The sequence below is a fragment of the Paenibacillus peoriae KCTC 3763 genome (assembly GCF_000236805.1).
GTDB classification, from domain to species: Bacteria; Bacillota; Bacilli; order Paenibacillales; family Paenibacillaceae; genus Paenibacillus; species Paenibacillus peoriae.
The window spans coordinates 1-26,490 of sequence record NZ_AGFX01000031.1; the positions used below are offsets into that span (position 1 = coordinate 1).

Below are 26,490 nucleotides of genomic sequence, written 5' to 3' on the forward strand. Positions count from 1 at the left end.
TTGGTAATCGGGTTGCGGAAGTTATAATCGATATCGATAATCGGCGCGAACGACCAGTTGCAGCCGACTGCCGCGCCTTCCCGTCCGCATACCGTCCCCAGCTTGTAGGCCATCTCGTCGTCATCAGTGGCGGCCACCTGCATGACCGATCCGATGGTCGTGCCTTCCTCGGCGATGCCCGAACCGCCCTTCTCCAAATTGGCCGCGATCAGCATCGGAATTTTGGCGTTCTGCTGCAGCGTTTGAACCGTATTCACAATATCGCCAGCAGGCATGGGCCGGCACATCAAGCCTCCAGCTTTGTAGTCTCGGGCCAGTTTCTTCAAATATTCCTCTTCATCAGAATAGCCGACCAGACAAAACAACTGCCCGACCTTTTCGTCCAGCGTCATCTCCGCGATCATCCGCTGTACCCAAGCAATGTCTTCATCTGTTAAATAAAACGGTTTGGCTTTCAAGTCGACCACAATCTCAGCTCCCAAACAATTCATAATTTTTGATGACATTTCTACAGAATCAATGCGGGCCCATCGCGGCGGTGATTCTCGCTCTGACCAGCTTCTCCACTTCGCTGACAGGCTTCGGAAACTCCTGGGGATGCTTGCGCGCCAGTGCGGCAGCCTGTGTGGATCTGCCGGTTTCCTCCAGCCGCTTCAGGTATCCCGGCAAATAGCCTTTGGCATGGAAAGGCCCTCCTTCTTTCATAACCGTCCATAACGGATCACGGTCATCCCCTGAACGGACCATCATTTCGTCATGCCACTGGTTCAGCAAGTACACGGCTTCCATGCATACGCTGCGATGATCAGCGGCGACATTGTGTTGTTCGTCTGGATCCGCCTGCAGATTGAACAGCATCTCCCGGTCAAACAGGTGATAACCATCGTGATAGCTACGGATATACAACCATTCGCCAAAACGCACGCTGCGCTGCACCACATGAGCACACTGCGACACGATCAGGTAGTCCCGTCCGCAATCGGTCCCGTCTTGAAGGATCGGCGCATAACTGATTCCGTCCCAATCGGGCATCGGATCTTGTCCGAGCAGTTCGGCCATCGTCGGCAGCAAGTCCAGATGGTAATGTAGGCTTTCGTTGACGATGCCCTGCTGCATGCCCGGCCAACGGATAATCATTGGAATCCGGCAGGTTCCCTGATCTGCGGTGGCATGCTCGCCATAGATTCCCAGTTGGCCGACATTTTCACCGTGATCGGCGGTAATGATGATGATCAGATCCTCCATGACGCCCTGCTTTTCCAGCGCCGCAAACAGCTTGCCCAGATGGTCATCCATATAACGGACACCGCAGTCGTAACCGTCAACCATTTTTCTCAGATCGTCCATATTGATAATTTCGCCGGGATGACGCGGGAAATCAGGGGAAGTGGCATTGTCGTAACTTTTGGTATTGAAGTTAATGTTCAACTCCCGGGCGCTATGAGAACCTACCATTTCCTTGTGCCGCTCCAGCACCTCTTCTGTCATCCACTCTGGCAGCGGATCGTTCTCGAAAGGATTTCCGTATTCCAGAGGTGTCCGGTAAGGAGTGTGCGGGTCCCAATAATTCACGTAGAGGAACCAATCCTCTTTCTTGGCATTTCGCTCGATCCAGTCGAGTGTGACAGGGGTTACATCGTCCGCAGACTCGTTTCCGAGATGCCCCGTATTGATGATTTCATTAAATCCGGCATAGAAAGCAAACGTGGAGTGACGTTGCGGGAAAGGGCTGATCAAGGTGGTATTCAATCCGCCGATCAGTTGCAGGTAGGACGGGAAGGCCCCGCCGCGGGTAAGTCTGCCCATCAATTCCCGCTTATCGCCTTCAAGCTTCATGTCCCCCGCCGTACCGCCGTGGCCGACCAGGCCGTTGCGAATCCCGAATTGTCCGCTCATCAGTGCGGTACGGGAAGGAGCGCACGGCGCGTCCGAAGTATAGTAATTGGTGAAACGGACACCCTCAGCCGCGATTTTATCGATATTGGGCGACGTATTGCGATGATAGCCGTAGCAGCCCAAATGTTCCGGGTTGGTCGAATCCAGATCCAAAAACAAGATTCTCATAAAACAATCCCCTCCAAGTTGTTAGCATTTTCACAGCATAACGGATTGCACGACCCTGCTAATATCCGCGTTTGTTCTAATTTACATCCAATCCGAATCTTATTCCTTAACCAATCTTTTTGTTTATTGCACGATCTTTCTGTAAGCCATACGATAGCTAAAACCGATAGAAGAAGACATCCCGAAGAGATCTTCTTCTTCTATTTTCGCGTCTCCCATTTCTATGCTTAAGCTGTAGCGGTCCGATTTTTCAGAAGCTCCTCCTTCATGGTCTCCTCTTCTTGATCAAGCCGGTAGAACATCGTTAGTATGATGGAAAGCACGAAACAAATCAGCGGTACCCATACGAAATTGAACTGAAGAGCCATCAACGCGGATGAGCTCTGCGCCTGGTTCGGAACGTATCCTCCCATCGACATAATCCATGCGGCAATCGCCCCACCGAGTCCCATACCGAATTTGACGCCGAAAGTGGAAGCGGCCATTAGCAGTCCTTGAGCACGCACTCCGGTCTTCCATTCACCGTAATCCACCGTATCGGCGATCATGGCAAATTTCAAACCGGCCACCACGCCCAAACCGATCTTGGCCAGTGATCTTCCGGTCACCAAGAGTGGAACGGAGATGAACTCCGAGCCAACATAGACGATAAGTTGTCCCGCTACTGCCATGATGAAGCCCAGGAGCAACGTGTTACGCTTACCGAGTTTTTTGGCCAAAAACGGCACTGCGATGATCCCGACAAGCATCAAACTCGATAATCCGTTCAACATCGGCACCAAATCCGGGCGATTGAGATTGTATCTCAGATAATAGATCGTCGATTGGTTCATCATGATCGTGGATATAAACAGGAGAACGTTGACAACAAGCAAAATCCACCAAGGCCAATTCCCTTTGAGCGCCTTCACGCCTTCTTTAAAAGGAATGGGCTTATTTCCGTTGGGCTGAACGCGTTCTTTCGTATTCGCAAACGTAATGAAGAATAAAAAGACGCCGACTGTGGCAAATAAAATCATGGTGTAGAGGAAGCCATGCTGCTGATTTCCTCCGCCCAGAAAGGCGACCAAAGGCAATACTGCGGCATTGACGATGAAAGCGCCCGTTTGCCCGCCGACCATTCTGTACGTATTGACGACGGTTCTTTCCTGTGAATTGCTCGTTAAACTCGGCAACAGCGACGATAATGGAATATTGACGCCCGCATACAAAATACCCAGTGCAATGTACGTTACATATGCGTAAATGATTTTACCGGACGGGCTTAAATCGGGCGTCATGAACGTTAAGATTGCTACCACTCCAAACGGTATGGAAAGCCAAAGGAAATAAGGTCTTGATTTCCCCCATTTGGTACTTGTACGATCGATCAACACCCCAAAAAAAGGTCCGTCCAACGCATCAATCATTCTGGCGACCAGGAACAAGGTGCCTACTGCGACCACATTCAAGCCGAAAACATCGGTGTAGAAAAACATAAGATACGTTGTAACGATGGTAAAAATAAGATTGGATGCGGTATCCCCCAGCCCGTAACTAACTTTTTCCTTTAATGAAACTTGATTTTTCTCATTCATTCATCACTGCCTCCCGTTGTCTCCGCGTTTGCCTGCCTTTTTGGACTTCATCCGTCCGTTTCTGTTGATTGCATCCATATCTGCATATAAAGCGCTTTCATACCAATATGGCCGCCTGTTCTCTCTTCCGCCGAATCACCCCTTCATGCCTTGGCCCTCTTTTACTCTACCTCCATTCCACAGCGAATTCCTTAACCGATCTTTTTGTTTGTTGCCGGATTTTTTTGCGAACAACTTCTTTTTTATGGATTAAAATCCCGCATTCACCTCTAATAAAACAAAAAAACATGGCTATGCGGCGTGCACATAACCATGAATTCAAGCAACACGTTTGCTATTCTTTTGTCTTTTGGTATTCTTCATTGATTTCTTGGATGATTTGGCTCCCGCCTTCCCGCTTCCAGGCTGCGGCCGCCTCATCCACGGCACTTAAGGGAAGTTGGCCCATGGCCACCTTGGTTATCGTCTTCATCCATTTCCCTTGAAGCTGACTGCCCTTTTGGTTAAACGTCTCACTGGACAGTCCTTCCGCCGGATTTTTCCAACGATACTTGGCATTGGTCTCATAAAACTTCATGACGTTTTCCGCATACTTCGGATCGTCCCACTTTCGAATCTGGACTTCCGGGTCATAGCGGCGAAAGAACCAGACAGAGAGCATCTGCGGGCGGTCTCTGTCAAACGCCTCCAGCTTTTCAAACTTTCCTGCGGCAGTCCTTTGAAAGTGAATGCCTTCAATCCCGTTTTTGATTAAATCATAACCTTCGTCCGACAAAAGGTAATTCAAAAGCTCCAGCGCTTTCTGCTGCTTGGCGGGTTCGATTTTGGCATTGATCACGATTTTGCTCGTGTTCCCTATCGTGTGTGTCGCCTGTAGTCCATCCGGCCCCTTCGGCGGGATTAATTGAATGAGTTCTGCCTGGGGGTTATTCTTTTTTATGGCAGGCAATGTCGACGTATAAAATTCGTTGGGGACGACGGTGGCAATGCCTATCTTTCCTGCCACCAATTTGGAAAGCGGGTCCTTGACCTTGTTCGCGGCAAATTCCGGATCCAGCGCGCCCGACGAATAAGCCTCCTTGATGAACGTTAAAAATAGCTTGAGTTCCTCCGTTTGCACCTGCAGCGGAATAAGCCGCCCGTCTTGTTCGCTCCACTCGTTCCCCAGCCCGAAAGCGCCCAAAAGCGCATCCAGATTGGTAAACTTGTCGCCCACGATGCTGAAGGAAAAGCCGGAAGTATCGGGCTTTCCGTTCCCGTCTGGATCCTTCAGGGCAAACGCCTTGGCGACTGCGAGAAATTCATCCACGGTAGCAGGCGCCTTAAGCCCCAACTTGTCCAGCCAGTCCTTTCGAATGATCAAGGAATCCCGCGTGTTCGTAATATAAAACGGCAATCCGTACATTTTTCCTTTGGGATTCATAAGCTCCAAGTATTCATGGCTCAAATATTTCGTGAAATTAGGATATTGGGTAAGCTCTGGTTTAATATCCATAAAGACGCCTTTGTCCTTCCATTTATTGTATTCCGGGCCTTCGATCAGGAAAACGTCGGGAAAATCATTGGAGGCCGCGAGTACATTCATTTTCTCGCCGTAAACCTCCATTGGAATCCATTCGATGTTCAGCCTCATGTTTAGCCGTTTATTCAACTCTCTGACGATCACATGATCCTCGGGCCAGCCTCCTCCCGAGAAGCTGAACGTCATCATATCCAGTTCTATGGGAGCTCCTCCCTCCTCCCCGCTGCCTGGCAGCTCTTGACCCGCTTGTTCGTTTCCCAGAGTGTCGGAGCAGCCGAGAAGTCCCACCAGCCAAAACGCGGATAGCAGCATAACGCACCATTTTTTCATGTCCATCTCCCACTCGTTCTTATTCAGTCCGTGCGACCGGATTGTATGTTTCGTTCCCGTAAGGAATTCGGATGCTGACGACGCTGCCGCGCCCCGGAAAAGAATGTACAGAAATGCCGTAAGGCTCCCCGTATTTCAATCGGATTCTGGCATGAACATTTGCCAGTCCGATGGACTCGCCCCTGAACGTTACTTCGCTTGATGGACTTCCGTGAAATTGATTCCTTAGTTCCGCAAGCCGTTCTTCCGGTATTCCTGGACCATTGTCCGCGATTTCGATGATCAGATTGCGACCCTCTTCGTAAGCGTTTACAACAATTGCAGCATTCCCACCCCTCACTTCCACCGCATATTTGACGGCATTCTCCACAATCGGCTGGACGGTCAGCTTGATGATCGGACAATTCATGAATTTCTCATTCACCCGGACGTTGCTTTCGAATTTTTTCGGATAACGGATGTGAACAATATCCAAATACTTGATTAAAATGCTCAGCTCCTCGCGAATCGTCACTTCCTGATCAGACCCCTTGGAAGCATAACGGTATACGTCCGCCAGGTTATACGCGATTTTCTCGATCATCGGAACTTCTTCCAGATAAGCGATGCTCTTGATGATGTCCAGCGTGTTGTATAGCAAATGAGGATTGATCTGATTCTGCAGCGCTCTCACCGTCGCCACGCTCTGCCTTAATTGCAACTGCACTTCCTTCACCCTGTACTCGGAGATCACCTGCATCAGTTCGTTCAACTGCTCAACCATATAGTTGAAGCTGTTGGTCAGAACCTGGTATTCATGGATACCGGATTTTGGGGCAGCCCTTATTCCCAGATTCCCTTTGGCAACTCTCTCCATTCTCGTTTTGATGTACTTGATCGGAGCGACAAACTGGGAGACCAGGAAGGGGATAATCAGAAAAATACTGAGCGCAAGGATAGCCAAAGCGATCATCGTGGAGAAAACCGCAGAATTCAAACCTTTGGCCATCTCCGCATAAGGTACGACCGAAACGATATTCCATCCCGTATTTTTCGATTCGTAAACGGAAACCAGATAGGCTTCGCCATTCCACTTTTGCGAACTGGTCCCGTTTTCCATATCCAGATTCAGGCCGCTTAACGGCGTGTCTCGCCACGCCTTGCCCACCCACTCCTTTTCGGGATGATTCACCACGATATCTTCCTTCGACAGCAAGAAGAAATAGCCGCTCTTCCCGAGCCGGGATTTATTGAAGGCGGCATCGATTTCCGTCAAGGAAAACTGCAGCACCAATTTGCCGATCATTGTCGTCGTTTGCGTACTGTGTATAGGGATGATCATATCCATGACTAAAGGGCCATTGTCACCCAGACGATGCGTAGGCAAGATCGTGACAGCTTTAATGTCGGCAAACCATGCGTCCATCATTTCCCGGTCTTCCGGGATATAACTGTTATTGAGCGGGAGAACCCGCCGGTCGTTCGAAACGAGAAACATATTGTTAATTTCACGGAAGTTGAAGGACACATAGGTGTTCATCTCTTTTTCGATCCCTGCGATATCCTCCACATCTGGCGTATAATTCTCACTCAGCCATTTTTGGACCAGATCGGTGTTCAGCAGCGTATTCGTCGAATTTTTCATTTGCCGGAAGTAAAACTCCAGATGATGATTCAGCCGTCCGGTGGCTTCCTCCGCAACCATCACAAATTCCTCTTTGACCGCTTTACTGTAGAAATAATGGGAAAATCCGGCCGTCAGGCACACTGACAAAATGCTCAGCCCGAAAAAAAGCACAATCATTCTTTGTTTGATAGAACGTAAAGGAGAAAGCTTGCTTTTCATAAGCCCAGACTCCTGCGGTATTCGCCCGGCGATTGATCTGTTAGGCTTTTGAACAACCGGTTAAAGTACGGCATGGAAGAAAAACCGACCATATCGGCTACCTCATAAACTTTCAGGTCCGGCTCCAGCAGCAGCTGTTTGGCCTTCTCGATCCTGTAATGGTTCAAATAATTGATAAATGAATCCCCATAATGCTGCTTGAACAGCACGCAAAACCTGGAGACACTTAAATCGGCGTACTCCGCGATTTGCGACAGCGTGATCTCCTTGACGTAGTTTTGGTGCACATATTCGGTGACCCTCCTGTACAAAAAACGGTTGCGCTTGCCGGAAGAAGCGCCGTTCAACTGGCGGGACCACTGCTCCAGCAAATTAGCAAAATGGGCTTGTACCGCGGGTTTGTCGGACGCCTCACCGAGTTCCCGGTTTGGATGACACGGATCAATACTCCGTAATTGATCGTTCAGCTTTTCCGAGAAAATGCGGAGCAGTCCGTAACGGATTCCCGCATTCGGTACTTTTGCTTTATAAATGGAGTTAAGTATCCGGCCGGCTTCGCCGACTAGCCTTTGATGATCCCACACCTCCATCACTCCCAGGAATTCCTGGATTTTATGAAGAGGCTCGTAAAGATGAACGGAGCTCTGCAGCCGTTCCACGGAGCGCAGCAAGGCCTGCTTCAAGTCCTCAGCCACGACCGGCTTCAGCAAATATTCCGATGCTCCGTATCGAATGGCCTGCCGGGCATAGCTGAAGTTCTCATACCCGCTAATCACGATCGGGACGATCCCCAGCTTGTACGCATCACATTTGCCCAGCAAAGACAAACCGTCCAGTTCCGGCATGACGATGTCTGTTATGACGACGTTTGGCCATACCTCGTTAATCAGATTCCATGCCTCTACCCCGTCGCTGGCCTGGGCCACAACCTTGAAATCAAGCCCGAACCGCTCAATCATCTCTACAATACCGTTGCGTATCCAAACTTCATCTTCTGCAACCAATACATGGAACATGTTTATCCTCCGGATCGTATTGATATGTTTGTTTTTTCCTTAGCTCATTTCTCTTTTGACTATAGCAAAGATAAATTCATATTGGAATAAAGAACAGGAGTTTTCCCGCTGTATAAATATAGTAAAGCGCTTTACTGCAAAACTTTTTATTATTTTGACATTATTTAAGCGGAATGATATCTTTGAGATAACATAATCTTAAACATAGACAGGGAGGGATTGCTTTGTCGAGAGGCTGCATGACAAGCGGTCATTCCAGAATCAGCGTGATGTGGAAGACCGTGTCGGAAGACTGCAATTTGGCTTGCGACTATTGCTATTACAGTACCTGTGGAGGCAAGCCGGGACCTAAAATCAATCGGATTGATTCCGCCATTCTGGATAAATTCATCAAGGATTACATGGAGCACTGCCAAGGGGCGGCCACCTTTGCCTGGCAGGGTGGAGAACCCCTGCTCGCCGGACATGACTTTTTCGAAGAGGTCGTTTATCTGCAAGCTCTGCACGCCCCGCCGCATACGATCATCAGCAATTCCTTGCAAACGAACGCTACGCTGATCAATGATCGGTGGGCTTCATTTTTTAAAAACTATCATTTTTTGATCGGCGTCAGTCTGGATGGTCCTCGGGAGATTCATGATTCCCGCCGGGTGAACTCTGCCGGCAAGGGCAGTTTTGACCGGGTTATGGCCGGTATTGAGCATCTGCGGCGGCATCAGGTCGATTTTAATATACTAACAGTTATCCATAAAGGCAATGTAGGTAAAGCCAAGGAATTGATGGCATTTTACCGGGAGAATGGCTTCAATTTTGTCCAGTTCATCCCCTGCATGGATTTCAGGTCCCAGCAAGTGGATCAGCCGGGTGTTTACGAGATTACCCCTCGGGAATACGGCGACTTCCTTTGCGAAGTTTTCGACGAATGGTACCAGAAGGGAAACCCTGAAGTTTCCGTCCGCTTTTTCGACAATATGCTCAGCGTTTACCTCAACCGGGAAGCAGAGCTGTGCGTGCATCGGGCTGCGTGTCCGACGAGTCTGGTGCTTGAGCAGAATGGAGATGCCTTCCCGTGCGATTTCTTCATCAATGACCAGTGGAAGGTCGGCAATGTCGGCAGTGATTCCATTACAAGCATGCTGGCCCATCCGAACTACGAGCGCTTCCACCGAATGAAGCCGGCCCTGCCAGAGAAGTGCCTTACTTGCGAGTGGCAGCGATTATGCTATGGTGGCTGTCCACGGAACCGCAAGTGGAACCCTGAAGAAAATCAGTCCGATCCGGATTTCTTCTGCCAAAGCTACATGCAGATCTACGCCTATGCCCACGAGAGAATGCAAGAGCTGGGCCAAAGGCTGCGCAAGGAAATGTATACCTATAATTTGCAACAGTATTTTAACGGCAAAGCTCCGGGACGCAATGAACCGTGCGCTTGCGGAAGCGGCAAAAAGTACAAGGCCTGCTGCTCTATTTCCTCCTCACCTTTGACCTAAAGAAATTGCGAACAAGAATGAAGCCGGAATCCAAAGGGAAAAGCCTCCAAGACCACCTTTTAAAGTGGCTGGAGGCTTCTGGCAGTTCCCGTTAGTAAACCAAGATGATTACAACAAAGAAGACTGCCGTAAATTTCGCCGACAGTCCTTCACATCCAAGTAGTATACTCCTCAATTCTATTCGCTCGACAATTCCTTAAGCGATTTAATTTTACCATGGGGATGCTGTTCTTGCTTTTGTGACTTCCAGGCAGCTTCTTTCCTTCTCTTCTGGTGAGCCATAACAGATATCCTCCTTTGGAAATTGTGATGTATACCACTTCCTTAAGTTGTCATTACTCGGCTCTGTTTATTCATAAAACTAAATTCGTTGGATTTTTGTTGTGATACCTGCCCCTCTTTTACAGTTCCAAAGGAGCCTCTGCCCGTATGGGGGCTAAACCGCAACTTTATTGTACACAGCAATTCCTCCGTCTTATCGGATTATAGGGTTAAAAAGAAAAAAGCCGCATAATGCGGCTCCCTAAGCATATAGTTTCGTGTCACAATAACACTCCAACCTGTAACTCCTGCTTCTTTGTCTCCTTTATGTGATGCAAGGGTGTTAGGATTAGTTAGCGGGCATTTCGTTGAAGAACGTGATGTCGTCTATAGGCAATCGAGTTGTCTGATGGCCCGGCTGTGCCGCTTTGCCGAGTGCAATCAGCATGATCGGAATGTACCGGTCGCTGATACCGAACGCTTGCTTAAACTCAGCCGCATTGTAGCCGCCCATCGGGACGGTATCGTAACCGTGAGCACGCGCAACCAGCATGAGCTGCTGGGATACAATACCACCGTCGATATGGATGACTTTGTGCAGGCTTTCTTCTGGCAGCGAAGCATAGACATTAATCGATCTTTCTACGAACGCTTTAGCGGTATCTTCCGCCATATAGCCGCGTTTTACGGATTCACCGAAAACTTCCTCGAGCCTTTTATATCCTTCTGTATCACCAAGCACAGCGATCACCGCTGCAGCCTCAGTAACCTGAGATTGATTGTAGGCGATCGGTTGCAGCTTCGCTTTCAGTTCCTCTGTCTCAATAACCAAGAAACGCCAAGGCTGAGCGTTACTGGAGGAAGGCGCAAGCGTCGCTTCCTTCAGCAGATCCTTAATTTCCTCGTGAGATAGGCGAACCGACTTGTCGTAATGACGCACAGAGCGGCGCTCGTGGATGACATCGGCGAATAAAGCGGAACTCTGACCAGTAGTTGACATGATAAATCCTCCCTTGGATAAATACTGTTAAAGATTCAGCACAGTTAAATTCAGGCTAAACGATCCAATTTAAAGCTCAATGCTGGAATGCGAAGCAGATGTTTGTAGATGAAATCGGTAATAAGATTACCAAATTGCTTCAGCGTACAGACCATTCGCGGCTCGCTCTAAACTGTTGTTTATATTGCACAGTATAAAATCTAAGCAAGCCGCTGTCAACTGTCTTTTTCCAGATTCATCTAAAGCTTTGCTTCCAGTTGTTTGGCGAGATCAGCAATTGTGTATTTGCTTAATACTCCGCGCATACTGTCATCCATTTCTTGGGTGATATCCTCAAGCGCAGATTTCATACATTTACCAAGCGGATGCGTTCCGACTGTCTCGGTAATACCAAAGGAAAGCCTGCTGTCTGCACGAAATACATCATACACATCAACCAGCCGAATGGACTCTGCCGGTTTCCCGAGGCGGTACCCGCCGTCACGGCCTTCTCGGGTCCCGATAAACCCTTCCTTGGCGAGAACGGAAAGTATTCGGCGCAGCAGGGAAGGCTCCGACTGAAGATCTCTAGCGAGTTCAATACTTGGACAAGCTGTGCTTACGTCCTCCTGTGACAATATAACAAGCGCTTGAACAGCCAGTCCAAACCACTTTGGGTGCTGAGTCGGCGTACAATATTCCTTCCTCAACCTTTGCTCTCCCCTTCCAGCTTACTCTTATCTAGTATGAGTAAATTGTACCGAATTCCCGGGTATGCTGCAATATCAGAAGAAGCACCCTGTCCAGTAATTTTTTCTACCACGAAGCTGCTCGATTCATGCGAAGGAGTGAATTCCTTCTTGGTAAGACGCCACAGCCAAGCAGGCAACTTTTGTGTTATTCTTAATTACTAATAAGTGTCAGTTATAAAAATATGAAATGATAAAATATTAAAATTTTGTTGACTCTGGATGAAACTTGAGTGCTCCAATCATGAATAAAATAGGGTGTGCAAACCATGAATGAAAAAAAATATACCGTGGGTGAAGTAAGCCAAATCACAGGCATTTCTAAAGACACTCTGAGATTTTACGATAAAAGCGGGCTTCTAAAACCAGGCTACGTTGACCCCAAAAATAATTACCGCTATTACACCTTCGATCAGTTTTGGCGTATCGACATTATACTCTGTTGCCGTAAATTGGGTATCTCTTTAGAAAAAATCAAGTCCGTACTCGACCTGCATGACAATAACAAGATCGTTGAATTGCTTTTGGAGCACCGTGCCGAAGCACTCCGGCTCAGCAATTACTATATGCGAATTGCAGATGATATCTCATGGTATGAGTCTCAAAATAGTCAAATTGCAAAAGCTCGTCAAGCACAAAATATTTGCGTAAAAACATTACCGGAACGCAAAGTGATAGGGATCAATCGAAAGAACGAGTCCGCTTATCAACTGCAGCTCCATCAAGCCTACCGGAACGAGGTGCTCCATACTGAATCTATAAAACGGAATTACGGCTATTTCCTAAACACCGAAGATATTTTCAATAATCTATTCCATAAGACTGGCGGATATATTGAAGTGGGCTCCGGGCAATATCAATATGTTGAGGAAAAGGACATTTTGACCATTCCGGGCGGCAAATATGCTTGTTTTATCACAGACGTATCGAAGGATACGGCTGACTTTTCGCCGCTTGTTAACTGGATTAATGAGCATGATTATAAAGCTGATTTTATCATAGCAGATGAAATTGGATTACAGCTTTATGCCTACATGCAGTATCCTTGTGAAATAAAAATGCTGCTAAAAAAATGATCAGATTCTTTTTTTCTTGACATTGGAGTCGCTCCAACTTTTACAATATCCTCTATGCAAAGGAGGATATTTTTTATGCGAAAAGAAGTTTCACTGGCTGATGAACCGGTTTTACAGCTGATTCTAAAGCTGGCGCCGCCAGTTATGTTGGCTTTGTTAATTCAGTCACTTTATAACATTGTAGATAGCTGGTTTGTGTCCCGTTATTCTGAACATGGCCTGACGGCACTCTCCCTCATATTTCCGATCCAGCTGCTGATGATTGCTTTGGCAACCGGTTCCGGCGTAGGTACAAACGCACTTATTTCCCGCTTTTTAGGAGCGAACGACAAGCAATCCGCACAAAATACCGCCTTCAATGGCCTGCTGCTCGCTGTTGTAAATTGGATTCTATTCATGTTGGCTGGCTTGCTGCTGCTTCGACCCTATTTTGAAATGTCATCGTCGACACCGGATGTCATCGCTTATGGTCTTTCTTTCGGGAAAGTGATTCTTTTGTTTTCCTTCGGGATTTTCATAGAAAGTCATTGCACCAAAGTCCTACAGGCTTCAGGCGATATGGTAACCCCGATGATCGCACAGGTAACCGGCGCTGTCATCAACTGTGTTTTAGATCCTATTTTTATTTTCGGGTGGGGCTTCATCCCCTCCTTTGGTGTTGAGGGCGCAGCGATTGCGACGGTTACCGGACAAATTACCGCCATGTTCATCACCATATTTGCCGCCACCAAAAAAGGAAAAATAAAATTCAGAAACAGGAAAGCCAACCTTCGTATCATGGGTAACATTTATTCTGCCGGTGCTCCATCTATGATCATGCAGTCGCTTTTTACAATATATATTGTAGGGTTGAATTTCATACTCGCAAGTTTCACGGAAAATGCGGTAACGGTTTTGGGGATTTATTATAAAATCCAAACCTTTTTCTTTGTTCCGCTGATGGGGCTGGATCAGGCGATATTGCCGATCATTAGCTTTAATTATGGGGCAGGAAAACCTAAAAGAATGTGGGATACATTGAAATATGCCAATGGCATTGGCGTTCTTTTGATGAGCATCGGTACAGCAATATTCTGTTTCCTGCCGGAACAATTACTGCGCATCTTCACGAGCAATCCGGATATTATTAAAATTGGGGTTCCAGCTTTTCGTATTATTGGTGCAAGCTTTATCCCGGCAGCCTTTACACTGATCACACCGACCTTCTTTCAGGCAACCAGCCGTGGCTTTAGGAGCATCTCTGTGACCATACTCCGACAGGTCATATTGTTAGTTCCGCTTGCGTGGCTGTTTTCTCACAAAGGCTTGTTCTGGACATGGCTTACCTTTCCTTGCACAGAAGTGATCACGATGGTTATATCATTCCTGCTGCTTTCTAATTTTAAAAAGCAGCATATCACAGCCAACATGACCATTGATATTCAAAAGAATTCGGTAAAAATACAGCATTGAAAATAATTAATGCAGGATATAGAAAAAAAGAGTCCTCTTCCTTTCATAGAAGGAGAGAACTCTATTGGTTATATGACAACATATGAACATTAGCCCTTAACTGAGCCTGCCAGGCCGGAAACAAAGTATTTCTGGAATAACAGGTAGACACACAGTGTCGGAATAATGGAGATCAGCACACCTGCGTTCAGCAGCGTATAATCGGTTGAATGCTCGCCTTTAAAGGCAAGCAGCCCGGTTGTAATGGTCTTCATCGTATCCTTGGTGATAAATATCTGTGCCAGCAAAAACTCATTCCAGGTTGCCATAAAATCAAAGATGACAAGCGTGGCGATGGCCGGCATGGATAAGGGCAATATAATCCGAAAAAATTTCCCCATGTCTCCGCATCCATCAATCAAGGCAGACTCGTCGATTTCCTTCGGAATGGTGCGGAAGAAGCCGCGCAAAATCAGAATGCCGAACGGAATGCCGAATCCGATATACACGAGAAAGATTCCGGGATACGTGCTGACAAGATGCGTTTTGTTGAGAAGTATATTCAAGGGCACAAGTGTGGCCTGCATCGGGATCATCATACCGATCAGGAAAAAGGCAAACATCGAATTACTCCATTTAAAATTCAGCCTGGACAAGGCAAATGCCGCGAGCGCTTCGATCAGGATGCCCAGTGGTACCTTGACGAGACAGATGAACAGCGTATTTTTCATATACATGCTCATTTTGCCCTGGTCCCACGCTTTCAGAAAGTTATCCCACTGAAATTTTTCAGGCAGCGCGTAAAACGGGCTGGTCATCAGATCCGCTCTCGATTTCAGCGCAGTGAAGGCGATAAACAGGACCGGGATTAAAAATATGGCCGCAAAAATGATCAGGAATGCGTACCGTAATACCGTTACTGCCGGGTGGACTCTTAATTCCTCCATGCTGCATCACTCTCTTTCTGCACGTTATACATGGGATTTCTTGGTCGTGTAATAAATATAAGGAATGATGATGATCATGGAAACCAATACAAGAATAAAGGCGATTGCCGAACCCATTCCGATATTCGCAAATTTGAATGTCTGACTATACATCCATGATGAGAGCACCTGGGTGCTTTCGGCAGGGCCGCCGCCGGTCATGCCGTAAATAATGTCATAAACTTTCATGGAAGCAATCAGCGTCGTGGCCACCACAATGACAAATGTTTCGCGCAGCAGCGGCAGTGTGATATAGAAAAAGGACTGATACGGTTTCGCTCCGTCGATTAAAGCCGCTTCATACGGGTCCTGCGGAATACTCTGCAGCCCTGCCAGGAAAAGAACCATGGGCTGTCCGATGCCCTGCCACATGGCCGCTGCAAAAACAGCGTACAGCGCGATATCCGGTTCTGCCAGCCAGGCGTGCTGCCAGCTTTCCAGCCCCAGCAAAGCAAGCATTTTATTGACAAATCCCTGTGTCGGATTGTAGATCCAGGTCCATCCGGTGGCAACAACAATACCTGACAATACATACGGAAAGTAGAATACACCGCGGAAAAAGATCCGCCCCTTCAGCTTTTTGTTCAGCAGCAGCGCCAATCCCAGACCTGCCCCCATAATCAGTGTCAGAGAACCGATCATCCAGAACAGATTGTTTCTCAGTGCTCTCATGAACACGGTATCCTGCGTGAACAATTCGGCATAATTGCCTAAGCCTACAAACTCCTTATGGGGAGCAACTCCATTCCAGCTGAAAAAACTGAGAAAAAGGGTGTATACCGCCGGCACAAAAATAACCGTTAAGTAAATAATTAAAGCAGGCAGCAGGAACAGCCACGGTTTAAGCATTCTTGATGTCATGCCATTCTCCCCTTTCCACATAAATCGCGTCAGCAGAAATTTTCTGCTGACGCCTTGCTCGATTCAGTCCAGGCGGTAAGGACTTGATCATCATTTCTGTTTGCTTTTGTATGCAGACACGGCGTTCTCCATATTTTCGGCAGCCTGCTGTGGTGTCCACTCTTTCAGCGCCACTTTATCCTGTGCTTCGAACAGCTTCTGCACGACCTCCTGCGGAAGAGCCTGGTCAGTAATCAGGAAACCGCCATCCTTCGCGCTGTCAAGCAGCGGCTGAATATGAGGTGTCTTTTCCGAGACCGTGAAGCCCAGTGTAGCCGGCGAACCATAATCATTGATATATTTATTGACCACCTCAACACTTGTTAAATACTCGCCAAGCTTGATAGCTGCTTCCTGCTTCGCAGGGTCTGATGCGCCGTTGATCTGCAGCATTTCCGCGAACACGGATGCACGTGTCGGCTTTTGTTCTGTCGGAAATTTGAATACATCAAATTTTGTCGGATCAAAGCCATTTTCAGTAATGTTGCCGTCAAACCAGGTTCCCTCGTTAATGATGCCCGCCGACTGCTGGTAAAACAGCATTTCGGCTTCGCTTGGATCCAATGAGGAATAACCCATCGGGAAGTAACCCTTGTCCGTATATTCTTTAATCTTTTCAAAGGTTTTAACGACCGCCGGATCGTTCCATGATGCCTTCAGACTGTTCAGCTTGTCATGCAGTTCCGGACCCGCAAAATGCTCAAGCAGTTGCTCGGTCAAGCGCATCGTATGCCACCCGCCTTTACTGCCGAAAGCCAGAGGGGTAACCCCCTTATCCTTTAGCGTTTTCAGTTGTGACTCAAATTCGGCAAATGTTGAAGGTGCTTGCAAATTCAGCTTCTGATAAAGCTCTTTCGGGTACCACATGCCCAGTACATTCAAGTGCATCGGAATCCCGGAAATTTTCCCGTCAAAAGTGGACATATCAATAGCGGTTTTATTGTATTTTTCGGACCATTTGTGGTCTTTAGCCACCTGAGTCAAATCCATCGTCATGCCATTTTCCGGGTAAAAGGATCCCAGCGATCCGCCCCATGTAAACCACATATCCGGCAGCGTCTTCGAGCTTGCCGCCACCTTGAGGGTTTCTTTGAACGGGTCCACCTCATACTGGGTAAGCTCCACATCAATATCCGGGTTAGCGCTTTCAAAATCTTTAACCGCCGACTGCAGCCATGCCCACCCTGTATTCAGTGTCCACAAGGAAATACTGACCTTGGGGCTACCGGAGGATGTGCTCTTCTGGCTTTGACCTGCATCCGATGAACACCCAACCACGCTTGTAGCAACAAACAGAACACTAGCCAGCAATGCAACCCATTTTTTCATCATGTATGTCCCCCTACGTTTATTGGTTGGTAGCTTGAATACGCAGCGCTTGATAAGGCTTGCCCGGCAATTCCACGCGGCACGTTCCTTCATATGCCCCAGGCAGCGGAGTAATCGTCATGTTCCATGTATCAATCAGTTCAATGGTAAAAGTGATACCCTCAGGCAGCGGCAAGATGCGGAATCCCGGACGGCTTGAGCCGAAATACACGAGATAATATTCACCGTCCACCCCGCCCGCCGCGACATCCCATTGAAAGTCAGCACTCAGGCGGCTGAGCTGCGGCCCGTCTTCGATAATACGGCGGAGAAATTGGATTCTGGACGGGCTTTCTCCGTGCAGTGTTCCTCCGTGCGACCACCAGATGATATTGTCTTCATGCAGAAAAGTTTCCCCATGCGTGACATAACCGCCATTCAGCATGCCTTCCCAGAAGCATTCCACCATCCGTTCCGCCGTGATATCCCCCCATCCGTGGTTCAGATTTCCTTCATAGCGGCATTCGTCCACAACAATGGGCTTCCGGTAGGTCTCCTGCCATTCGCTGACAAAATGGAGATCATGGTGCTGGATGCTCGCATGTGTAACCCACGGCTTGCCATGGTCATACCAATGCATATTGCTGCGGTAATGGATGCCCGGATGGTGCCAGTTGTGAATGGACCGGAGATGACCGTAAGCATCGCGCTCCTGAATGATTCTGAAGAACCGGTCCCAATCCCGCATCGTTTTGGCCTTCATCAGATCGAACTCGTTGGCCAGCGACCACCAGATATTGCGAAACGCCGAGAGACGGGCGACGGCATAACGCAGATAAAAATCGTCAGTCTCGGGGCTCATCTCCGCAAATCCCCACCGGTCATAAGGATGAAAAAGGATAAGATCGGCCTCGATGCCAAGCTTTTGCAGATCCTCAATCCTGCGCTCAAGCTGCCGCCAGTAGGCGGGATTGAGTGCCGTGAAGTCCCAGCCCTCTTCCAGAGACCCTGCAAACGGGTACAACGCTGGTTCGTTCAAATTGTAATCATAGTGCTTCGGAAAAACGCACATTCGAATTTTATTAAAAGCACCCGCTTCAGCCAGACTGCGAAGGGTAATCTCCTGCAGCTCTTCGTCCTGGTGATTCCATACATAACTTGTAGTTCCGAAGGAAAAGAAGGGTTTGCCATCGGCATAGGCGAAATGGACTTCACGATCCACTCCAACGTGTCCGTGATTTCCTGCTGAAGGGTCAACACATGTGAACATGCCCTGAACCAGATTTAATTCAGGTACATTGCTGACCGTCTCATAAGACCACATCCCCAAAGTATCCGGCATAAAGCGCACACGGTAACAGCCTTCCCCGTCATAGAAACCTTCCACCTCAACGGTCCGGTGTTCCTGACGGAAGCGTGCTCCAAACGCCACCTCCGTAAAGGGATTGCCGTCCTCTGGGCCGGGAAGGAACAAGTCAAATCTCCCCCAGCGTTCAATTTCCGGCGCTTTCGCTAATTCCTGCATCACTTGATTCGCCCCTTTCTCTATGGTCATTCAACCTCTTGCACCATTCATTCTAATGATTAGCTCCTGGTGATAGTAGCGGGCGAATCGGCTTTTTCATATACGATTTTGACGTGTACACAGATCCTGTGGATGCTTCCGGTCACGGCAATAGATGATTTTTGCAAAATCATACGTTTTTTTAACTTTCGCTCGGTATGCTTGCCGGCTCCGGTTCATTGATTGCGGTATTCAAGAGGGCTGAGTCCCGTACGGTCCTTGAACAGCTTACTGAAGTAATAAGGATTGCTGTACCCTAGATCGGCCGCGATCTCATACACCTTGCGGCTGGTCTCGCGCAGCATTTTTTGGGCGATTTCCATTTTGTTGCGTATGATGTAATCGCTGAAGTTTTCACCGATTTCCTTAAGAAAAATCCTGCTCAAGTATCCAGGACTAACGTGAATGGATTCCCCGACCTTGGCCAGCGTCACATCCTCCAGCAGATGCCGGTCCACATATTCTTTAGCCCGGCGCACAATAAAGCTGTCGCTCTGTTCATTGCGGGGAAAACGCAAAAGCGTGGACATATAGGCGTCCGGCAGGCTGGAAATATCCCTGCATACAGAAGAGCCGCAAGCAAAAATCAGCCGGACGTTCAACAGCTCAAGCACCTTTTGCCGCAAGCCGTTCAAATAACTTGGCATATCGCCATTCCCAGTTAGAGAACGAACGGGAGCTATCCAAATCATTTCACGGAAATTCCGATGGAAGACCAAACCTCCCCAGTCCTTTGCCGCCAGCTTGCTGATAAGGTGCAGAATGGAAAGAAAGCGCAGTTGTTCCGAATCTTCATTCTCCTGAACCGCGTCGTATCTTTTGCGGATAATCGCAAGTTCATAGCCTTCCTTATAAGATTCGTCCGCGAGCTCGGGCAGGAGCTTCATAGGCTCCGCCGGAAACGTAAAAGGATCCAGCAGCGATAAACAGAGCTCGTTTCTTTCTTCTTCCGTACGCTGCGGCGACTCATTTGAGGGCAATTTAAAACGGGAGATGACCTTTTGCATCGTGTCCGCAATTTCATCTTCATCCATGGTAGGTTTATGCAGATAATCAGCTGCTCCCAGCCGAAGGGCCTCCCTTACATAGGAAAAGGTATCATAGCTGCTCAAGAAAACAATTTGGATCTCCGGGTTCCTGTGCCTGATTTTTTGCGCCAACTCGATCCCGTCCATACCGGGCATCCGGATATCGGTCATGACAAAGTGAATGTTCTCTTCTTCCAAAATACGCAGTGCTTCTTCCCCGTCGGCCGCCTCGGCCTTCCAGCATATCCCCAAACCTTCCCAATCAAGCATATAACGCAGTCCCATTCTGACAATGGATTCATCATCAACGACCAACAGATTCCACATCTCTGTCCCCTCCTGTCCCTGATGTTTCTAAATTCAGTGGTATTCTAACAATAGCTTTCGTGAGATCATCCGTCCGAATTAACGACAATCCGTACGGCTCACCAAATCTGAGAAGGATCCGTTCGTGCACATTACGCAAACCGATATGATCAGCGCTCTCTTCCCGCAGTAGAATCTCTTTGCCGGTAAATCCTGTGCCGTCATCCGCAATTTCAATGAAAAGCGTCCCACTCTCCACATCTTGTCTGACCGTTATGGAAATGTGCAGAGTTCTGTCCAGCCCTTTGGCCCCGTGAAAGATCGCGTTTTCCAGCAGAGGCTGCAGCAGCATGGGCGGAATGGGCACGTGCAAGCACTCGTGCGGAATAACCCAATGCACCCTAAAAACCCCGGTGTATCTTAAATCCATCAAAGCGGCATAATCTTTCAGCAGCCGGATCTCCTCATCCAGCAGTACCAGATCGCTGTCCAGCTTCATATTCGCCTGAAGCAGCTTGGCCAGTGATTGCAGTAATTTGGCAATATGGGACGAATGCTGCAGCATGGCCAGCATGCGAATGGAATTCAGCGTGTTATACAGAAAATGGGGCTGTATGCGTGCCCGCAATGCGTAGAGTTCGGCGTTGCGCTTCTGGCGTTCCTTCTCCTCAATGGAATGCACCAGAATGTCGAGACGGCTGACCATCCTCTGGTAGCTGCTTTCCAGCCGTCTCATTTCGTTATCTTCCCCTACGGGTGCAGGCGCTTTGAAATTCCCCTGCTCGACCTCACGCATGGAGCGGATTAAGCGGTTGATTGGCCTCGACAGCCTTCTCGCAAGCAGCCAGGAAATGGCGGCTGAACAAATCACCGCACCCACCGCCACCAGGAAAGTAAAATAGCTGATGGAACGGCTGCCCGCCAGCAGCTCCTCACGATTGACTCCCAGGTATACCTTCCACTTCAAGTAATCGCTTTCAAGAAAAACGCCGCTGTATCCCTCCTGCCCCTGATCCGCAGACACGTCAGCCTCCCATCTGCCCCGCTGCTCGTTAGCACCGATGGACAGCTGTCTGGACGCAAGGGCAGGATCGGATGCGTAAATAACATTCCGGTTCTGATCGAGGACGGTGACCTTAACGGTCGGAAGCTCCAGCGTCTCCACAAATTTGGGGATAAAATCGGGACTGATGAAGATAGCCATGACTGCCAGCGGTTGATATTCCTCGTCCATCAGCAGACGGGAGCCGATCAGGGCAGGGAAGGCTCCGTCTTTAAACTGGTTGATTTCCCTGACTCCGGTAATGACAAAACCGCCCCGCTCTGCTAGCGCTTGTTGGTACCAATCCTCATCCAAAACCTTTTCTTTGCGATTAATTACTGTATTACCGCTGATTCGATAGCCGTTAACGGTTCCATTCATACCGTAGATCATCAGTCCCTTGATTGAGGAGTTGATGGAAGGATATGCCCCCATGAGCCGAGCCATCGTTCTCTGTGCTTGGATTTCCGCGGTCCCCCACTGCTCCTTGGCCAAATAAGGCTTATTTAAAAAGCTGAAAATGTCCGGTAAATAATACGGGATCATTGTAAACCGGTCAAAATCCCTGACCTGGCGTTCAATCGATGTATTCAGCTGGGCCAGGATCACATTCAGATCCTGCTCATTCCGGGCCTGTAGCATCATGGAGGATTTACGGTAAGCCATCGTCCCGATCAGCAGCGCCGGAATGCTGCTCAAAAGAATGAACACGACGAAAAGCTTGGTCTGAAACCGGATGTTGGACAATTTCTGCATGCTTTCACCTCTACCTCAGGATGTCTTGGTCTTGAACTCACCGTTATTTATTGTCTGCCACGTCTGGTTTCCGTCATTATTCATTATTGGAATAATTCCCAATTGATGTTAATGAACACCACACTTCGATACTTTGGCATGTCAAATGAGATTCCTGAACCGAAAACTCGGTATCCATTTGGCTAATACTAACACTTTACGGGAGCATCCGCAGCAAGCAAATGCTGCAGAATTGAAATCATGCAGGCATTCCTGCTAACCACCTTCTGTCACCTGGAATTTTAGTAACATCAACTCTTCTAATCCCCTATCAATAGATACATGAAGTTTACATCGCACTTATCATTATTGCAACGTTTATAAAAATTAATATATTAATTTAGTTATTATTGCGTTTTATTAACTAAACTACTTGTTGACACCACTTTCTTCCAGTGTTACGATGACGTCGTAAATATAAAACAAAACATTTTGTTTAGTTAAACAAACTAAACAAATACACTTCAAGTTTAGTCATCGTGGATTCCGATGGAATAGAAAATCCGGCGCTGGCTGATAGGCTCTGACCTGATCGGTAAAAAAGCGGAGCTCTCCGTCTGAATCTTCAAAAGAGGAGCTTGACTCCTACAACCCTCCATTAGAATCATCCCTAAAAAATCAAAACGATAAGGGTTGGTAGCTTGGCAGCGTGCTGTACGCTCCGTGGTACATTCAGGCATCAGCCCTCCCAATTCCATTCGCAGCTTATCTGATCTGAATTCGGAGCATCGACACGTTTTTCCGTAAATGACTATACAGATAAGGGGGATCAGACTTGAATATCAGAATGAACGGGATTCACAAAGCCTTTGGAACAAACCGTGTGCTGTCGGGTGTGGACTTCGAACTCCTTGAGGGAGAAATTCATGCCCTGATGGGCGAAAACGGGGCGGGTAAATCCACACTGATGAACATTCTTACCGGTCTTCACAGCAAGGATAAAGGCATCATTTTCATTGACGGCAAAGAAGTGAATTTTGCGAGCCCTTCCGAAGCAGAGCATTACGGTATTGCGTTTATTCATCAGGAACTGAATATTTGGCCCGACTTGAGCGTACTGGAAAATCTGTTCCTCGGGAAAGAGATCACTACACGCTGGGGATTTTTGAACAGCCGCAGTATGAAAGCGCTCGCAAATGAACAGATGCGCAAGCTGTCTCTTTCCCTTCCGCTCGATCAGTCTGCCGGAGCTTGCTCCGTCGGGCAGCAGCAAATGATTGAAATCGCCAAAGCGCTGATGACTGACGCCAAGGTGATCATTATGGACGAACCGACGGCCGCCCTTACTGAAAGGGAGATCCGAAAGCTGTTCGAGGTAATTCTCGCGCTAAAAAAAGAAGGTGTCTCCATCGTATACATTTCCCACCGCATGGAGGAGATCTTTGAGATCTGTGACCGGATCACCATTATGCGTGACGGCATAACCGTTGATACCCAGAAAGTTTCACTTACCGATTTTGACGATGTAGTTAAGAAAATGGTTGGCCGCGAGCTGACCGATCGTTTTCCGCCGCGGAACACCTCTCCCGGCGAGATTATACTTCAAGTCAAGGATGCTTCCCAAAGAGGAGTCTTCCACCAGATCAGCTTCTCTGTGTGCGCCGGTGAAATCTTGGGCATCTCCGGCCTGATGGGCTCCGGACGCACGGAAATGATGCGTGCCATTTACGGTCTTGACCCGCTGGATGAAGGAGAAGTACACCTGAACGGTGCAAAGGTCTTGATTAGACATCCGTATGAAGCGGTTAAGCTGGGTATCGGTTTTATTACAGAAGACCGCAAGGATGAGGGACTATTGCTCGATTTTTCTGTCCGCGAAAACATGGTGCTGCCCAGCCTGTTCAGCTTTGAAGAAAGAGGTCTGATCAATGAGCGGAAGGAAAAAGACTACGTCGATTTGCTGATTTCGCGACTGGCCATAAAAACGGAATCCGCCGAGACGCAAGTACGAAATCTGTCAGGGGGCAATCAGCAGAAGGTGGTCATTGCAAAATGGGTGGGCATCAGCCCGAAAGTGCTGATTCTCGACGAGCCTACCCGTGGTGTTGATGTAGGTGCAAAGCGTGAAATCTATCAGCTCATGAACGAGCTTACCGAGAAGGGTGTTGCCATTATTATGGTTTCCTCCGAACTGCCGGAGGTCATCGGGATGAGCGACCGGATTCTCGTCGTACATGAAGGACGGATTGCCGGAGAGGTTGCCGGACATGAGGCAACGCAGGAAAGAATCATGACGTATGCCACGGGAGGTCAATAATATGCAAATATCTACAGGTGAAATTAAAGTCGGCGGCCGTCAAAACCGTGTGGCCTCCATGTTACACAAAGCGGGGCCCCTACTCGGTCTGCTTATTTTGATTATCGTTGTGTCCGTTTTAAACCCCGCATTTTTGGAACCGCTTAATATTTTGAATCTGCTGCGGCAGGTGGCCATTAACGCCTTGATCGCATTCGGGATGACCTTTGTTATACTCACCGGGGGCATCGATCTGTCAGTAGGCTCCACCCTGGCTCTATCCAGCGCCCTGATGGCGAGCCTGTTGGCAGCCGGCTTCCCTCCCCTCCTGGCCATTGTGGCAGGCTGCGTCATCGGGGCGATGCTCGGTGCAGTCAATGGTCTGATGGTTACCAAAGGAAAGATGGCTGCCTTTATCGCCACACTGGCCACAATGACCATTTTCCGCGGACTGACCATGGTCTTTACGGAAGGCAACCCGATCACAGGGCTCAGCGACAGTGTGATGTTCCAGCTGTTCGGACGCGGTTACTTGTTCGGAATTCCCGTACCGGCCATCACGATGGCAAGCATCTTTGTCTTGCTTTGGGTCGTACTGCATAAAACCTCCTTCGGGCGCAAAACTTATGCCATTGGCGGAAATGAAAGGGCTTCCATTATATCAGGAATCAAGGTTCACCGCGTTAAGATCATGGTGTATTCACTGGCTGGCCTGCTCGCTGGTCTGGCTGGCGCCATTCTGACTTCAAGACTCGATTCCGCTCAGCCTACTGCCGGGACCTCTTATGAACTTGATGCCATTGCAGCCGTTGTGCTTGGCGGTACAAGTCTTTCCGGAGGAAGAGGACGGATTGTCGGCACGCTGATCGGGGCGCTGATTATCGGCGCGTTGAATAACGGCTTAAATCTGCTTGGCGTTTCTTCATTCTATCAGCTCGTCGTTAAAGGAATCGTGATCGTTATTGCCGTTCTGATGGACCGCAAAAAAGCCGCTTAAGGAGAGAAGACCATGAGAAAATACTGTATTTTTCTACTGCTTGCACTTTGCTCGTTCCTGATAGCCGGATGCTCGCTGGAGCCTCCTTCCTGGGCCAAAGCCAAGTCCGCCGGTGATCTCAGTGATGTCAAGATCGGCTTATCCATGTCCACGCTGAACAACCCGTTCTTCGTTTACCTCAAAGACATGGTGGTTAAGGAAGCCGACAGACAGGGCTTTGAGGTCATCGTGGTGGATGCGCAAAATGATCCGGCAAAGCAGAACAATGATGTGGAAGATCTGATCCAGCAAGGAGTTCATGCACTGCTCATCAATCCCACAGATTCATCGGCGATCTCAGCGGCTGTGCAAACGGCCAACGGCGTCGACATTCCGGTCATTGCAATCGACCGGGCGGCGGATAAAGGCGAGGTCGCCTCCCTCATCGCTTCCGATAATGTCAGTGGAGGCAAAATGGCCGCAGAATATATTGTGGATCAGCTTGGTGAAGGCACGGTCGTGGCCGAACTCGAAGGCATTCCGGGCACGTCCGCCGCTCGGGAACGCGGCCAGGGATTCCACTCCGTTGCGGATAAAAAATTGAAGGTGGTTGCCAAGCAGGCGGCGGATTTTGACCGAACGAAGGGTCTGAACGTCATGGAAAATTTGCTGCAGGGCAATCCGGATATTAAAGCCGTTTTTGCCCAAAACGACGAGATGGCGCTGGGTGCTGTAGAAGCCATCGCGGCTACGGGAAGGGATATTCTGGTGATCGGCTTTGACGGAAGCGCGGATGCGTTGCAAGCGGTCAAAGACGGCAAGCTGTCTGCTACCGTAGCGCAACAATTTGACCTGATCGGCCAAAAGGCGGTCCAAACCGCCGCTGAGATACTCCAGGGCAAGACGGTTAAAAGCAGCATTCCGGTGCCAATCAAGCTGGTTTCGAAGGATAACAGCCAATAGCAGGACGGTCATTGACCGAGGAAAACTTAAAAGAGAGCCCTGTTCGAATTTTTTCACCATGAAATT

General features: G+C 48.6%; 21 protein-coding genes. 6 read left to right on the forward strand and 15 right to left on the reverse strand.

The genetic code is table 11. From position 1 onward, the window contains the following. From KQI_RS27080 to KQI_RS0117365, 6 genes are all read right to left on the reverse strand, one after another. Positions 1 to 467, reverse strand: a 467-nt coding sequence (locus tag KQI_RS27080) for a glycoside hydrolase family 3 N-terminal domain-containing protein (protein ID WP_010348112.1), incomplete at its 3' end; no start/stop codon positions are given. A 49-nt stretch (positions 468 to 516) separates the two neighbouring features. After that, positions 517 to 2,064 carry a sulfatase family protein gene (locus tag KQI_RS0117345; protein WP_010348113.1) on the reverse strand — a complete coding sequence of 516 codons (1,548 nt, stop codon included), beginning with the start codon at positions 2,062 to 2,064 and terminating at the stop codon, positions 517 to 519. Between the two features lie 227 nt (positions 2,065 to 2,291). Then, entirely contained in the window at positions 2,292 to 3,641 is a 1,350-nt protein-coding gene (locus KQI_RS0117350) for a glycoside-pentoside-hexuronide (GPH):cation symporter (RefSeq protein ID WP_010348115.1), read from the reverse strand. Between the two features lie 334 nt (positions 3,642 to 3,975). Beyond that, a complete protein-coding gene (locus KQI_RS0117355; RefSeq protein ID WP_010348116.1) occupies positions 3,976 to 5,493 on the reverse strand; it encodes an extracellular solute-binding protein in 1,518 nt (505 codons plus the stop codon). Positions 5,494 to 5,512: 19 nt separating this feature from the next. Continuing rightward, the gene (locus KQI_RS0117360; protein ID WP_010348118.1) at positions 5,513 to 7,318 is read right to left on the reverse strand and encodes a cache domain-containing sensor histidine kinase; all 1,806 of its coding nucleotides are present in this window, start codon (positions 7,316 to 7,318) and stop codon (positions 5,513 to 5,515) included. Next, the gene (locus KQI_RS0117365; RefSeq protein ID WP_010348119.1) at positions 7,315 to 8,334 is read right to left on the reverse strand and encodes a helix-turn-helix domain-containing protein; all 1,020 of its coding nucleotides are present in this window, start codon (positions 8,332 to 8,334) and stop codon (positions 7,315 to 7,317) included. The genes KQI_RS0117360 and KQI_RS0117365 overlap by 4 nt, the downstream gene beginning before the upstream one ends. 224 nt (positions 8,335 to 8,558) lie before the next feature. Between KQI_RS0117365 and KQI_RS0117370 the strand changes: the two genes are divergently transcribed. Further along, the gene (locus KQI_RS0117370) at positions 8,559 to 9,824 is read left to right on the forward strand and encodes an anaerobic sulfatase maturase (RefSeq protein WP_010348120.1); all 1,266 of its coding nucleotides are present in this window, start codon (positions 8,559 to 8,561) and stop codon (positions 9,822 to 9,824) included. 177 nt (positions 9,825 to 10,001) lie between these two features. Here the strand turns inward: KQI_RS0117370 and KQI_RS29350 are convergent, their stop codons facing one another. The 3 genes from KQI_RS29350 to KQI_RS0117385 form a co-directional block, all read right to left on the reverse strand. Continuing rightward, positions 10,002 to 10,106: a DUF6254 family protein gene (locus KQI_RS29350; protein WP_007432370.1), complete on the reverse strand. Its 105-nt coding sequence runs from the start codon at positions 10,104 to 10,106 to the stop codon at positions 10,002 to 10,004. A gap of 328 nt (positions 10,107 to 10,434) precedes the next feature. Further along, complete coding sequence (locus tag KQI_RS0117380; RefSeq protein ID WP_010348121.1) at positions 10,435 to 11,085, reverse strand: nitroreductase family protein; 651 nt, start codon at positions 11,083 to 11,085, stop codon at positions 10,435 to 10,437. A gap of 239 nt (positions 11,086 to 11,324) precedes the next feature. Next, complete coding sequence (locus KQI_RS0117385) at positions 11,325 to 11,774, reverse strand: RrF2 family transcriptional regulator (protein WP_007432372.1); 450 nt, start codon at positions 11,772 to 11,774, stop codon at positions 11,325 to 11,327. A gap of 308 nt (positions 11,775 to 12,082) precedes the next feature. Here KQI_RS0117385 and KQI_RS0117395 point away from each other — a divergent pair, with 308 nt between their 5' ends. Then, a complete protein-coding gene (locus tag KQI_RS0117395; protein ID WP_010348124.1) occupies positions 12,083 to 12,889 on the forward strand; it encodes a MerR family transcriptional regulator in 807 nt (268 codons plus the stop codon). A gap of 75 nt (positions 12,890 to 12,964) precedes the next feature. Next, positions 12,965 to 14,341 carry an MATE family efflux transporter gene (locus KQI_RS0117400; RefSeq protein WP_010348125.1) on the forward strand — a complete coding sequence of 459 codons (1,377 nt, stop codon included), beginning with the start codon at positions 12,965 to 12,967 and terminating at the stop codon, positions 14,339 to 14,341. An 89-nt stretch (positions 14,342 to 14,430) separates the two neighbouring features. Here KQI_RS0117400 and KQI_RS0117405 read toward each other — a convergent pair whose 3' ends face one another. From KQI_RS0117405 to KQI_RS0117430, 6 genes are all read right to left on the reverse strand, one after another. Then, entirely contained in the window at positions 14,431 to 15,267 is an 837-nt protein-coding gene (locus tag KQI_RS0117405; protein ID WP_007432375.1) for a carbohydrate ABC transporter permease, read from the reverse strand. A gap of 24 nt (positions 15,268 to 15,291) precedes the next feature. Next, on the reverse strand, positions 15,292 to 16,167 hold the full coding sequence (locus tag KQI_RS0117410) for a carbohydrate ABC transporter permease (protein ID WP_010348126.1): 876 nt from the start codon (positions 16,165 to 16,167) through the stop codon (positions 15,292 to 15,294). A gap of 90 nt (positions 16,168 to 16,257) precedes the next feature. Then, positions 16,258 to 17,535, reverse strand: coding sequence for an ABC transporter substrate-binding protein (locus KQI_RS0117415; protein ID WP_010348127.1), 1,278 nt, complete (start codon positions 17,533 to 17,535; stop codon positions 16,258 to 16,260). A 19-nt stretch (positions 17,536 to 17,554) separates the two neighbouring features. Further along, the gene (locus KQI_RS0117420) at positions 17,555 to 19,069 is read right to left on the reverse strand and encodes a DUF5605 domain-containing protein (protein ID WP_010348128.1); all 1,515 of its coding nucleotides are present in this window, start codon (positions 19,067 to 19,069) and stop codon (positions 17,555 to 17,557) included. Between the two features lie 185 nt (positions 19,070 to 19,254). After that, a complete protein-coding gene (locus tag KQI_RS0117425; protein WP_010348129.1) occupies positions 19,255 to 20,433 on the reverse strand; it encodes a response regulator in 1,179 nt (392 codons plus the stop codon). Next, a complete protein-coding gene (locus KQI_RS0117430) occupies positions 20,411 to 22,210 on the reverse strand; it encodes a cache domain-containing sensor histidine kinase (protein ID WP_010348130.1) in 1,800 nt (599 codons plus the stop codon). Before KQI_RS0117430 ends, KQI_RS0117425 begins: the two co-directional genes overlap by 23 nt. A gap of 814 nt (positions 22,211 to 23,024) precedes the next feature. Here KQI_RS0117430 and KQI_RS0117440 point away from each other — a divergent pair. Genes KQI_RS0117440 through rbsB form a run of 3 tightly spaced genes read left to right on the forward strand, consistent with a single transcriptional unit; the run spans position 23,025 to position 26,424 of the window. Then, positions 23,025 to 24,506: a sugar ABC transporter ATP-binding protein gene (locus tag KQI_RS0117440; RefSeq protein WP_010348133.1), complete on the forward strand. Its 1,482-nt coding sequence runs from the start codon at positions 23,025 to 23,027 to the stop codon at positions 24,504 to 24,506. 58 nt (positions 24,507 to 24,564) lie between these two features. Continuing rightward, positions 24,565 to 25,482: an ABC transporter permease subunit gene (locus tag KQI_RS0117445; RefSeq protein ID WP_085982441.1), complete on the forward strand. Its 918-nt coding sequence runs from the start codon at positions 24,565 to 24,567 to the stop codon at positions 25,480 to 25,482. Between the two features lie 12 nt (positions 25,483 to 25,494). Next, positions 25,495 to 26,424 carry a ribose ABC transporter substrate-binding protein RbsB gene (gene rbsB, locus KQI_RS0117450; protein ID WP_010348135.1) on the forward strand — a complete coding sequence of 310 codons (930 nt, stop codon included), beginning with the start codon at positions 25,495 to 25,497 and terminating at the stop codon, positions 26,422 to 26,424. Positions 26,425 to 26,490 lie beyond the last annotated feature (66 nt).